The sequence below is a fragment of the Streptococcus mitis genome, assembly GCF_019929545.1.
GTDB classification, from domain to species: domain Bacteria; phylum Bacillota; class Bacilli; order Lactobacillales; family Streptococcaceae; genus Streptococcus; species Streptococcus mitis_BU.
The window spans coordinates 1-12,586 of the sequence record NZ_JAHZPT010000040.1 but is presented as its reverse complement, the minus strand read 5'-3'; the positions used below and the strand labels follow the sequence as shown (position 1 = coordinate 12,586).

Here is a 12,586-nt window from a genome sequence, read left to right as displayed (position 1 = left end):
TAATAACCTCATCTTATGATAAGGCTATTATCTCATATTTTGGTGTCCATTGGATAGGTTTTTAGAGGTGCCCTTAATGAATTCTTCCCGATCAGCTTTAACATCATTAGTGAATTCAGCTCCATTATCAGATGATTTTTTATCATCTGCAAGGGCTACAACTTTAGCCTTGTTATCAGCAGTACTTAGTTTTGTTCCACCCCCTGAGTTTTCCCCATCAAGGTAAACCGCATCAACATACTTTTTCATTACTTCTTTAGCTTCATCAATATGATCTTCGTACTTAGTTGGATCAACTTTGACAGCTACATCATTATTCTTATTAGATTTTTCTTTGATATCCTCATAAAAGCTAGGTGCAAAATGAAGCTCATATTTAGCATTTTTATCAACTTCATAGACAACATAGCCAGCTACACTTTTGCCTTTAGAAATACTATCCCCATAATCCATGAATTTAGTTTTACTGTCACTATCATACATTTGAATTGGTTCTACTTTTTCATCTTTTTCATTGTAAAGAGTGATATCGCGGCTAGTGAAACTGAACTGTTTGTCACGATTGTTTTTGATTTCTACTTGAAGTGCAAGATAGCTTGAAGATGAATCTTCATCCTTAGGCAATACAAACATTCCATCTTTAACAGATATTTCAAAGTTAGAATTTGATGCAGTACCGTTGTCGCTGGCTTTTTTCGAAGATCCACAAGCAACAAGTGCTAAAGCTGATAACAATAAAGCAGAATGCTTAAGAATTTTTTTCATAATAGAATGTCTCCTTTTATTATTACTGATATTATACCATAGGTATAATAATATTCAAAATAGAAACCGAATGTTTAAAAAAATCTAAAAATTATAGAATTCTTTCTAAAATTGGGGGAACAAATTATAAATGCCTAACTAATCACTAAATGTTTTTTAAAATCTATTTTCTATGCTTATACAATAGAAAACCAGAAAACTAAATCTGATAGATATCGTGAGGAAAATGATTTATTATAGTAGTGACTCTCATGCTAAGGTTTTACTAAAATGCTAAAAAATGCTATAATGTGAACGGTTAAAACAATTTACAAAAGGAGAATTTCAATGTCTTACCAAGAAAATTACCAGAAATGGGTTGATTTTGCGGAGCTTCCTGACTACCTTCGTCAAAATTTAGAAAATATGGATGAAAAAACGAAGGAAGATGCCTTCTATACAAATCTTGAATTTGGTACTGCAGGTATGCGTGGCTTGATTGGTGCTGGTACAAACCGCATCAACATCTACGTTGTTCGCCAAGCTACTGAAGGATTGGCTCGTTTGATTGAGTCAAAAGGTGGAAACGAAAAAGAACGTGGTGTAGCAATCGCCTACGATAGCCGTCACTTCTCACCTGAGTTTGCCTTTGAATCTGCGGCAGTTCTTGCCAAGCACGGCATCAAATCTTATGTATTTGAAAGCCTTCGTCCAACTCCAGAACTCTCATTTGCAGTTCGTCACCTCAACTGTTTCGCAGGTATCATGGTCACAGCTAGCCACAACCCTGCACCATTTAACGGATACAAGGTTTACGGTGAAGACGGTGGACAAATGCCTCCACACGACGCGGACGCTTTGACTACTTATATCCGTGCAATCGAAAACCCATTTGCAGTTGAAGTTGCTGATGTGGAAGCTGAAAAATCTTCTGGCTTGATTGAAGTTATCGGCGAAGCTGTCGATGTTGAATACCTCAAAGAAGTTAAGGACGTAAACATCAACCCAGCCTTGATTGAAGAATTCGGTAAAGACATGAAAATTGTCTACACACCACTTCATGGTACTGGTGAAATGTTGGCTCGTCGTGCTCTTGCCCAAGCAGGATTTGACTCTGTTCAAGTCGTTGAAGCGCAAGCAACTGCCGATCCGGACTTCTCAACTGTAAAATCTCCAAACCCAGAAAGCCAAGCAGCCTTTGCCCTTGCTGAAGAACTTGGTCGTCAAGTTGGTGCAGATGTTCTTGTGGCAACTGACCCTGATGCTGACCGTGTTGGTGTTGAAGTTCTTCAAAAAGATGGTAGCTACCTTAACCTTTCAGGTAACCAAATTGGTGCCATCATGGCTAAATACATCTTGGAAGCCCACAAAAACGCTGGAACTCTTCCTGAAAATGCAGCTCTCTGCAAATCTATCGTATCAACTGACTTGGTAACGAAGATTGCTGAAAGCTACGGCGCAACCATGTTCAACGTTTTGACAGGTTTCAAATTCATTGCTGAAAAAATCCAAGAATTCGAAGAAAAACACAATCACACTTACATGATGGGATTTGAAGAAAGCTTCGGTTACTTGATTAAACCATTTGTACGTGATAAAGATGCTATCCAAGCCGTTCTTGTCGTTGCAGAACTTGCTGCCTACTACCGTTCACGTGGTTTAACACTAGCTGACGGTATCGAAGAAATCTACAAAGAGTACGGCTACTATGCAGAAAAGACAATTTCTGTTACCCTTTCAGGTGTCGATGGTGCTGAACAAATCAAAGCGATTATGGCGAAATTCCGTAACAATGCTCCAAAAGAATGGAATGCAACAGCTATCACTGTCGTAGAAGACTTCAAGGCACAAACTGCTACTGCTGCTGACGGTACCGTTACAAACTTAACAACTCCTCCAAGTGATGTGTTGAAATACACACTTGCTGACGGTTCATGGATTGCTGTTCGCCCTTCAGGTACAGAACCAAAAATCAAGTTCTACATTGCAGTTGTAGGTGAAACCAACGAAGAATCACAATCCAAGATTGCTAATATCGAAGCAGAAATCAATGCTTTTGTAAAATAAAATTCTATAAAAGATGAGACAAACCAATCTCATCTTTTTTTCGTATCAAATCTAAGCAATTTTAGAAACTTTATGGCATACTAGACTTATCAATGAAAGCGAGGTAATCTCATGGAACAATTTTTAGATAACATCAAAGACCTTGAAGTCACTACAGTTGCGCGTGCGCAAGAAGCTCTTGATAAAAAAGAAACTGCAACCTTCTTTATCGGTCGCAAAACTTGCCCTTACTGCCGTAAATTTGCTGGTACCTTGGCAGGTGTCGTAGCTGAAACTAAAGCCCACATCTACTTCATCAACAGTGAAGAACCAAGCCAACTCAATGAGTTGCAAGAATTCCGCTCACGCTACGGAATCCCAACTGTACCAGGCTTCGTTCACATTGCGGATGGACAAATCAATGTCCGTTGCGACTCTTCAATGTCAGCACAAGAAATCAAAGAATTTGCAGGATTGTAAAAAAGCCACTCATCGAGTGGTTTTTAAATGGTCAAAATTACGTTTTTTCAAGCAAATCTTGTATCATCCGATGCAGTTCTTCGATTTTCTCAGATTGTTTCTCTATTAATATTCTTTGGATCGATAATTCGTCTTGGAGTTTATCAAGTTTTATCTGTTCAACTGGATTATCTTTTACAAAAAAGTTCGTAAAGGCACTTGTTAACATTCCTATTGTACTAATCCCTACCAACATTAATAAAACAGCTAGCCATTTCCCAAAAAGGGAAACTGGAACAATATCACCATAACCAACAGTGGTTACTGTCACAAGAGCCCACCAAAGACTATCTGAGAAAGATTTTTCTTCAACTACAGATAAAATTGAACTTCCTACTAGAACAATAAAAATATTAACATACAAGATATAAATCAGGCCATTTGTCCGTAAGAATCTACTAATATTTCTTTCTAATTTACCTGTAAGTCCAATTATTCTAAGTAAACGAGTCAGTTTCAGTAATTTTGTCAGCCTTGCTAAGCGGAAGATACGCTCTAATCGCAATACTGTAAAAATAGCATTTAAAGGAAGGATAGCTAACAAGTCAAAGATATTTTCAAGTATAAACCTCCATTTTGCTTTACTTGAAAAGAACCGCCAACCATAATCTACCACAAACACAAACCAAAGTAGCAAGTCAATAATACTGTATGGAGGACTGTCTAAATCAATCATCTCAGCAAATCCAAGTAATACCAGAATAACAGAGATTAAAGCAAGTAAAATAATTGTTGTATCATAATAATCTGCAAAAAACCATTTTTTCTTCAAATTTTACTCTCCTCACTTTCTATACTGTTATTACTCAACTTTAATTCAATAAATATCTCTCCGATGACCAACTTCTAAAGTAGCAATGACTAATTCATCATCTACAATTTGTACGATAACTCGATAATTACCAATTCTATAGCTCCATTGACCAACGCGATTACCAACCAAAGCCTTTCCGTGTCGTCTTGGGTCTTCCAAAACATTGGTTTGTAAATAGTTTGTAATTATCTTCTGCGTATAACGATCCAAGTTTTTCAATTGCTTGATGAAACGTCTTGTTGGAACTAATTTATACAAATTATTCATCCTCCAAGCCTAAATCATGCATCATTTCTTCCCAAGTAATGGGTTCAACTCCTTTTTCCAAGTCTTCTAAATACTCTTGATAGGCTAAATCTGCCACACGAGCATCGTATTCATCTTCTAGAGCTTCAAGAGTTTTGGTGCGGATAAGTTCCGACAGGGAAACTCCTTCAAACTTAGCCATTGCTTTCATAAATGTTTTGTCAGCTTCAGAAACTTTTAATGTAATAGTAGTCATTTTTTGCACTCCCTTTTTTAATGGTAACACCATTGTATTACTTTTTAGGTGTTCAGTCAATATAAAAAGAACACCTTCTCAGCGTTCTTTCTATATGTCTGTCAATGGTGTTGCGGTATCTGGTGAGGTATCATAAACCTTAAAGTCTACTCCTACACCTAGATCAGCCTGTGCCAGCTGATTGACCATGGTCATGTGAGCCAGTTCCTTGATATTATTTTCCTTAGATAAATGTCCAAGGTAGATTTTCTTAGTGCGATTTCCTAAGGTACGAATCATAGCTTCGGCACCATCCTCGTTAGAAAGGTGACCGAGATCTGATAGGATTCGTTGTTTGAGTCGCCAAGCGTAAGAACCTGCTCGCAAAATCTCTACATCATGGTTGGACTCGATAAGATAGCCGTCCGCATTTTCGACAATTCCCGCCATACGGTCACTCACATAACCTGTATCAGTCAACATTACAAAACTCTTATCATCCTTCATAAAGCGATAGAACTGCGGTGCAACCGCATCGTGGCTAACACCAAAACTCTCAATGTCGATATCTCCAAAGGTTTTGGTTTTGCCCATTTCAAAGATATGCTTTTGCGAAGAATCCACCTTGCCAAGATACTTGCTATTTTCCATAGCCTGCCAGGTCTTTTCATTGGCATAAATATCCATACCATACTTGCGAGCCAAAACACCCACTCCATGGATATGATCTGAATGCTCATGGGTAATCAAGATGGCATCCAAGTCCTCTGGTTTGCGATTTATTTCAGCAAGTAAGCTGGTAATTTTCTTGCCCGACAAACCTGCATCCACTAATAGTTTCTTTTTTGGGGTTTCCAGATAAAAGGAATTTCCACTGGAACCCGATGCTAAAATACTATATTTAAAGCCTGTTTCACTCATTCTGGTCTTCTATTTCGTCCTCCCATACTTCTTCCTTCACTGCATCCTTATCATAAGGGAGCACAATGGTAAAGGTTGATCCCTTACCATATATACTCTTGGCCCAAATAAAACCATTATGTTGTTTGATAATTTCTTTAGCGATAGACAGTCCTAGCCCTGTTCCACCTTGAGCACGGCTTCTAGCACGATCCACACGGTAGAAACGGTCAAAAATACGTGGCAAATCCTGCTTAGGAATACCCAATCCTTGGTCTGAGATAGACAAAATCATCTGATCATCAGTCGTCTTCATGGTCACTGTGATTTTCCCACCATCTGGAGAATATTTAATGGCATTGTTGAGAATATTATCAATCACCTGCGTCATCTTGTCTGTATCAATTTCAATCCAGACAGAGGTAATCGGATAATCTCTAACCAATTCGTATTTCTTCTCTTCATCTGATCCCCTCATCTTATCAAAACGGTTAAGGATAAAGGTAATAAAAGCTGTGAAGTTAATCAGTTCCACATCTAGATGAGTGGTTGCATTATCAATACGTGAAAGATGGAGAAGATCTGTCACCATCCGCATCATACGGTTGGTTTCATCTAGAGATACCTTGATAAAGTCTGGTGCGACAGGTTCTGACAAGGCCCCCTCATCCAAGGCTTCAAGATAGGATTTAACACTGGTTAAGGGTGTACGCAACTCATGGCTAACATTGGATACGAAGAGTCTTCGTTCGCGTTCTTCCTTCTCCTGCTCAGTCGTATCGTGTAAAACAGCAACCAAACCCGAAATAAAGCCAGACTCTCGACGAATCAAGGCAAAGCGAACACGGAGACTCAGATACTCACCATTAGCATCCTGAGAATCAATAATAAGCTCAGGAATTTGGGTGATCAAATCACGAAGTTCATACTCATCTTCAATCTTAAGCAATTCTAGGATACTTTTGTTGAGAACATCTTCTTTCTGAACACCTAACTGTTTCTTAGCCATGTCATTAATCATGGTAATCTTGCCACGACGATTGGTCGCAAGGACTCCGTCGGTCATGTAAGATAGGATACTATGTAATCGTTTACTCTCTTGTTCCAGATTTTCTTGAGTCAAACGGATTACTTCTGATAAATCATTGAGATTATTGGTAATATTAGTGATTTCAGAACTTCCCTGCATATCCAATACCTGAGAATAATCTCCTGCAATCAAGTCTTTTACCTTTTGATTGATTTGCTTCAACCGAATGTTATCCCGACGATTTTCTAGTAAGAGCAAGGTCACCACTAAAATAAAGCCAAGTAGAATGAGGATAAAGATAAAATCACTGGTTAAAACTGTGTCTTTTATTAGTTTAATCATTATTTCTCATATAATAACCAACACCGCGACGTGTTAGGATATACTCTGGACGACTTGGTGTATCTTCAATCTTCTCACGCAAACGTCTGATAGTTACGTCAACTGTTCGAACATCTCCGAAATAATCATACCCCCAGACCGTTTCAAGCAAGTGTTCACGTGTAATCACTTGACCGATATGAGAAGCCAAGTGGTATAAGAGCTCAAATTCACGGTGGGTTAAGTCTAGTTCTTCACCGTATTTCTTAGCCACATAAGCATCTGGCACAATCTCTAAGTCCCCAATTTGCAAAGGTTGGGTTTTCTTTTCATCTGATTCTTGATTATCTACAGAAACCAAGTCCGTACGACGAAGAAGAGCTTTAACACGCGCCTGTAACTCACGATTTGAGAAGGGTTTGGTTACATAGTCATCCGCTCCAAGCTCTAAACCGATAACCTTATCAAATTCACTGTCTTTAGCAGAAAGCATGATAATAGGCACACTACTGGTCTTACGAATAGTCTTCGCAACTTCTAAACCATCAATTTCTGGAAGCATCAAATCCAGAATAATAATATCTGGTTGCTCTGCTTCATATTGCTCTAACGCTTCACGACCATTAAAAGCAGTTACAACCTCGTAACCTTCCTTGGTCATATTAAACTTGATAATATCCGAGATTGGTTTTTCATCATCTACAATTAATATTTTTTTCATTTGTTCACCTTTTTCTCTACTATTATATCAAAAAAAAACAAGAAGACACAATAGCTAGTCTTTACTACTGTCTAAGTTGGCTTGTGCATAAGCCTGCCAGATTTTTTGTTGGGGTTTGGCAAGTGGGTAATTCTTAAACTCTTCTGGTGAAAGCCAGCGAACTTCCCTATCGGAAAAGTTATGAAAGTCAGTCACCTGACCTGCTACAATTTGAACATGCCACTTACGATGGCTAAAGACATGCTTGACAGTGTCAAAATAAACATCAAGCCAATCAACATCTAGGTCATAGTCCTGCTGGAAACTCTCTTCTGGACTGGGTCCAAAATTCACACTTTCTTCTGCAACCTGATGGAAGAGGTCAAACTGCTCCTCTTGCGAAAAGTCATCTACTTCTACCAGTGGGAAATGCCAAAAACCTGCCAATAGCTTTTCACTTTCATTTTTTTCAAGTAAAAATTGTCCCTGTGTATTTTTGACCACCAAGGCTTTAAGATAAATAGGGACAGGCTTTTTCTTGGGAGCCTTGATTGGATAACGGTCCATTGTGCCATTCTGATATGCCGCACTAAAGTCCTTAACTGGGCTTTCTTCTGGTCTGGGATTTACAGGCGCCTCAATATCTGATCCCAAGTCCATCAAGGCTTGATTAAAGTCACCAGGCCTTTCTGGGTCAATTAAGATTTCCATCATTGCCTGAAAAATTTTTCGATTGCTTGGAATGCCAATATCGTGGTTGACTTCAAATAGACGCGCCAAAACTCGCATGACATTACCATCTACAGCTGGCTCAGGCAAGTTAAAAGCAATACTGGAAATGGCTCCTGCTGTGTAAGGGCCAATCCCTTTTAAACTGGAAATTCCTTCATAGGTGTTTGGAAATTGACCACCAAAGTCTGTCATAATCTGCTGGGCTGCAGCCTGCATATTACGAACTCGAGAATAATACCCCAAACCTTCCCAAGCCTTCAACAAACGCTCTTCAGGCGCATTCGCCAAACTTTCTACTGTTGGAAACCAGTCCAAGAATCGTTCATAGTATGGAATAACTGTATCCACCCTAGTCTGCTGGAGCATAATTTCAGAGACCCAGATATGATAAGGATTCTTACTCCTACGCCATGGTAAATCTCTTTTATTTTCATCATACCAGTTGAGAAGTTTCTCACGAAAAGAAATGATCTTCTCCTCCGGCCACATGACGATACCGTATTCTTTCAAATCTAACATATCTCTAGTATAACACATAAGATTCTAACTGTCCCTTTTCCTAGTATTAATACTCTTCGAAAATCAAATTCAAACCACGTCAACGTCGCCTTGGATTATATATGTAACTGACTTCGTCAGTCTTATCTACAACCTCAAAGCAGTGCTTTGAGCAGCCTGCGGTTAGTTTCCTAGTTTGCTCTTTGATTTTCATTGAGTATAAAAAGCCTCTTCCCAAAGGAAAGAGGACTAAATTTTATTGATGAACAGCTTGAGCTGCTGTGATGAGGGTCAACTTGTAAACATCATCAGCATTACATCCACGAGAAAGGTCGTTAACTGGTTTGTTCAAACCTTGCAAAACAGGTCCTACAGCTGCAAAGCCACCAAGACGTTCAGCCATCTTGTAGCCGATATTTCCTGCCTCAATACCTGGGAAGATGAAGACATTTGCTTGACCAGCTACCGTACTTCCAGGAGCTTTCAGAGCTGCAGTTTCAGGAACAAAGGCTGCATCAAATTGCAACTCACCATCGATTTCAAGGTCAGGGCGCAAGTCGTGAGCAATTTTAGTTGCTTCAACAACCTTATCAACACTTTCACCAAAACCTGAACCCTTAGTAGAATAGCTTAGCATAGCAATTTTAGGCTCGATACCAAACATCTTAGCTGTGATTGCTGAGTTGATGGCAATTTCAGCCAAGGCTTCTGCATCAGGATTGATATTGATAGCACAGTCTCCAAATAGGTAACGTTCCGTACCACGAACCATGAGGAAGGCACCTGAAGTGCGAGTGACATTTGGACGAGTTTTGATGATTTGAAGGGCTGGGCGAACTGTTGAAGCAGTTGAGTGAATAGCTCCAGATACCATTCCATCAACCAAGCCCAAGTAAACCAACATAACACCAAAATAGTTGACATCTTCAACCAAAACCTTGCGTGCATCTTCTTCAGACATTTTGCCCTTGCGACGCTCCACTAAAGCAGCAACCATTTCTTCAAATTTATCGTAGTGTTGAGGGTCGATGACTTCATAACCGTCCTCAATACCTTCGATTTCAAGATAAATTTTAATTTTTTCAGGATTTCCAAGCAAAACAGGAATCACTTCTGTTTCTTTTACCAGGCGTTTAGTCGCTTGAAGAATACGAGGTTCTTCCCCTTCAGGGAGAACGATACGAGCATTTTTACCAACCAAGTTGGCTTTGAGACTTTCAAAAACTTCCATGAGTTTTCTCCTTTAAGATAATAATTATACTCTGAATCAGTTTTTATAGAGTATTAGTTGATAACTGGGTAATAAGGTTGCTAAAATCATCCGGCAAGGGACTTTCTAACTGCAAGTCTTGCTCAAAAAATGGATGATAAAAAGATAGGTAATGGCAGTGCAGAGCCTGACGTTGGATGCCATCGTCCAGACTACCGCAATACAAATCATCTCCCAACAAAGGAAAACCAATATGAGAAAAATGGACTCTGATTTGGTGGGTTCGTCCAGTATGCAGGCGAATATCAACCAAATGAATATTCCCATAAGATGCTACAATCTTGTAAGAAGTATGAGCATACTTTCCACCTTTAGCTACGCGTCTGGTAATAATGGAGTCTTCATCACGCGCAATCGGAGCAATAATTTCTCCCTCTTGCTCCAAGTGTCCATCACCTTTAACCAAAGCAAAGTAGCGTTTTTCAATGGACTTCTTCTGCAACTGCTTGTCTAATCGTGCGTGGGCATAGCCGTGCTTAGCAAAGAGCATCAAGCCAGAAGTATCTCTATCAAGCCTAGTCACAATGTGAACCTGCTGATTTTCATAGTTTTGCTTGACGTAGTAACCCTTAATAAAATTGGCAATGGTATTAGAGTGGTTGACACTAGGAATAGAAGCCACTCCATAGGGTTTATTCAAGACTAGAAAATGGTCATCCTCATAGAGAATGTCTAATGGTCTCTCGATAGCTTCTAGAGTTTCAAAACCTTCCTCAGCGGGAATATCGATGATAACTCGGTCTCCAATATCCAATAGATACGTCGCATTTTGTGGTTGATCATTGACCAGAATAGCTCCGCCTCGAAACTTAATCTTAGCCAGCAGCCCCTTAGAAACCTCGTGCTTTTTTAAGAAGGTCTTAACCTTGACATGTTCATCTGCGATAAATTCAAACCTCATTCATCCACCTCGCCAATGAACGCATCCTTAACTCGATTCCAGAAACTAGTATGGCTAGGTGATGCGACAAAGTGAATCTTATGATGGTCGATTTGATACTCAATACGCTCAATATTACGGAAGGAATAAACGCTATTGTCAACCGAAATAGTATGATAATCGTTTCTTGTTGGAATAAGTTCAATCTTATCTTTCTTTGGAACAATAATGGACGAACCCAGCGTTCGATAGACACGATTGTTAAGGCTGGCAATTTCCGTCAACTGAAGAGCTTCAATGGTAGGGTGTAAAACAGCTCCGCCAAGTGATTTGTTATAGGCTGTACTGCCAGTCGGAGTCGAAACTGTTAGCCCATCTCCACGAAAACGTTCAAAGTGGACACCGTTAATCACAACATCCGCCACCATGGTTCGATCAGACCTGCGGATGCTGGCTTCATTTAATGCTCTGAAAATCTTCACTTCACCATTTTCAAGAAAGACCTTCACATTCAGAACAGGGTAAGAGACTCTTGCTCCGGTATCTAGCTGCAAATTAGTCACTAGCTTGTCCAACTCAAAATCACGGTAGTCCGTATAGAAGCCCAAATGTCCAGTGTGAACACCAATGAAGCGGACCTTGTCAAGCTGGTTTTCATACTTATGAAAGGCCGACAAGAGCATACCGTCCCCACCAATGGAAATAACGATATCTGGATTGGTATCATTGAGTATAAACTGATTTCTCTTCAAACGATCTCGCAATTCATACAAAACCCTTTGACTCTGCGGTTTTCTATTAGCTATCAGGTCAATTCGTTTACCTGTATTCTTCATCTGTATCGTCACTGTTTCCTACACCGTCATTTAATTTTCTACTCAAAGGATCAAAAAGTGCTTGGGCTTCTTGGATATCATCACGTATTTTACCCATTTCTTCATCCAACTGATGGGCAATTTTGGCAGTAATTTCCAGTCGCTTCTTAATCTCCTCTGGGAAATCCCCTTGGTACTTGTAGTTGAGAGAATGTTCTATCGTTGCCCAGAAATTCATGGCCAAGGTACGAATTTGAATTTCCGCCAAAATGGTCTTAGCTCCATTAATGGTATCAACCGAATATTCAACTACCACATGATAGGAACGATAGCCTGAGGATTTTCGATGAGTAATGTAATCACGCTCCTGTATGATCCGCATATCCTGACGTTTGCGCAAAATCTCCACTACTTCCTTGACGTCATCTACAAACTGGACCATCACACGCAAGCCGGCAATATCTTGCAGATCGTGTTCCAAGGTCGCATAAGTAATGCCACGACGAGCCATTTTTTCCTTGATACTTTCAATCGGTTTGACTCGACCAGTCACAAACTCAATCGGAGAATGCTTATTTTGCTTACGATATTGCTTCCGAATACCACGTAGTTTAATCTTTAACTCACCAACAGCTTGAATGTAAGGATCTAGAAATTCTTCCCATTCTAAGGTCATATATTCTCCCTTGTTCTCATATTATCCTTCAAAAATATCTTTGATTTTTTCTCCAGATTCATATACAATAAATACAATGCTTATTATACCATAAGTGAAAAGCGTTTACAAATAGTTATCATCGCTTTTCAATAGTTGAGTTTTTACTTATTTTCCATTA

13 protein-coding genes and 1 pseudogene are annotated in these 12,586 nt (G+C 39.4%); 2 read left to right on the top strand and 12 right to left on the bottom strand.

The features are described from left to right. Positions 1-30 precede the first annotated feature (30 nt). Positions 31-765, bottom strand: a pseudogene (locus K1I71_RS08990) (DUF4352 domain-containing protein); the annotation flags it as partial. A 327-nt stretch (positions 766-1,092) separates the two neighbouring features. Here K1I71_RS08990 and K1I71_RS08985 point away from each other — a divergent pair. Together K1I71_RS08985 and K1I71_RS08980 are read left to right on the top strand one after the other, a co-directional pair. Next, a complete protein-coding gene (locus K1I71_RS08985; protein WP_223330790.1) occupies positions 1,093-2,811 on the top strand; it encodes a phospho-sugar mutase in 1,719 nt (572 codons plus the stop codon). 111 nt (positions 2,812-2,922) lie between these two features. Continuing rightward, entirely contained in the window at positions 2,923-3,270 is a 348-nt protein-coding gene (locus K1I71_RS08980) for a thioredoxin (protein WP_000434637.1), read from the top strand. 37 nt (positions 3,271-3,307) lie between these two features. On the opposite strand, the gene K1I71_RS08975 is transcribed toward K1I71_RS08980, so the two are convergent. The 11 genes from K1I71_RS08975 to yjbM form a co-directional block, all read right to left on the bottom strand. Next, positions 3,308-4,081 carry a potassium channel family protein gene (locus K1I71_RS08975; protein ID WP_223330789.1) on the bottom strand — a complete coding sequence of 258 codons (774 nt, stop codon included), beginning with the start codon at positions 4,079-4,081 and terminating at the stop codon, positions 3,308-3,310. 45 nt (positions 4,082-4,126) lie between these two features. Further along, the gene (locus tag K1I71_RS08970) at positions 4,127-4,381 is read right to left on the bottom strand and encodes a type II toxin-antitoxin system RelE family toxin (RefSeq protein WP_223330791.1); all 255 of its coding nucleotides are present in this window, start codon (positions 4,379-4,381) and stop codon (positions 4,127-4,129) included. A gap of 1 nt (position 4,382) precedes the next feature. Then, the gene (gene relB / locus K1I71_RS08965) at positions 4,383-4,625 is read right to left on the bottom strand and encodes a type II toxin-antitoxin system RelB family antitoxin (RefSeq protein ID WP_000208079.1); all 243 of its coding nucleotides are present in this window, start codon (positions 4,623-4,625) and stop codon (positions 4,383-4,385) included. Positions 4,626-4,715: 90 nt separating this feature from the next. Then, positions 4,716-5,525 carry an MBL fold metallo-hydrolase gene (locus tag K1I71_RS08960; protein ID WP_223330788.1) on the bottom strand — a complete coding sequence of 270 codons (810 nt, stop codon included), beginning with the start codon at positions 5,523-5,525 and terminating at the stop codon, positions 4,716-4,718. Next, positions 5,518-6,876: a cell wall metabolism sensor histidine kinase VicK gene (gene vicK, locus K1I71_RS08955; protein WP_223330787.1), complete on the bottom strand. Its 1,359-nt coding sequence runs from the start codon at positions 6,874-6,876 to the stop codon at positions 5,518-5,520. The genes K1I71_RS08960 and vicK overlap by 8 nt, the downstream gene beginning before the upstream one ends. Continuing rightward, the gene (gene yycF, locus K1I71_RS08950; RefSeq protein WP_000722078.1) at positions 6,869-7,576 is read right to left on the bottom strand and encodes a response regulator YycF; all 708 of its coding nucleotides are present in this window, start codon (positions 7,574-7,576) and stop codon (positions 6,869-6,871) included. Before yycF ends, vicK begins: the two co-directional genes overlap by 8 nt. Before the next feature lie 54 nt (positions 7,577-7,630). Continuing rightward, positions 7,631-8,806 carry an A/G-specific adenine glycosylase gene (mutY, locus tag K1I71_RS08945; protein ID WP_223330786.1) on the bottom strand — a complete coding sequence of 392 codons (1,176 nt, stop codon included), beginning with the start codon at positions 8,804-8,806 and terminating at the stop codon, positions 7,631-7,633. A gap of 235 nt (positions 8,807-9,041) precedes the next feature. Next, entirely contained in the window at positions 9,042-10,016 is a 975-nt protein-coding gene (pta, locus tag K1I71_RS08940; RefSeq protein ID WP_000451571.1) for a phosphate acetyltransferase, read from the bottom strand. Positions 10,017-10,059: 43 nt separating this feature from the next. Next, entirely contained in the window at positions 10,060-10,956 is an 897-nt protein-coding gene (locus K1I71_RS08935; protein WP_223330785.1) for an RluA family pseudouridine synthase, read from the bottom strand. After that, a complete protein-coding gene (locus K1I71_RS08930) occupies positions 10,953-11,771 on the bottom strand; it encodes an NAD kinase (protein ID WP_000799056.1) in 819 nt (272 codons plus the stop codon). The genes K1I71_RS08935 and K1I71_RS08930 overlap by 4 nt, the downstream gene beginning before the upstream one ends. Next, a complete protein-coding gene (gene yjbM / locus K1I71_RS08925; RefSeq protein WP_070527712.1) occupies positions 11,755-12,426 on the bottom strand; it encodes a GTP diphosphokinase in 672 nt (223 codons plus the stop codon). Before yjbM ends, K1I71_RS08930 begins: the two co-directional genes overlap by 17 nt. Positions 12,427-12,586: the final 160 nt, after the last annotated feature.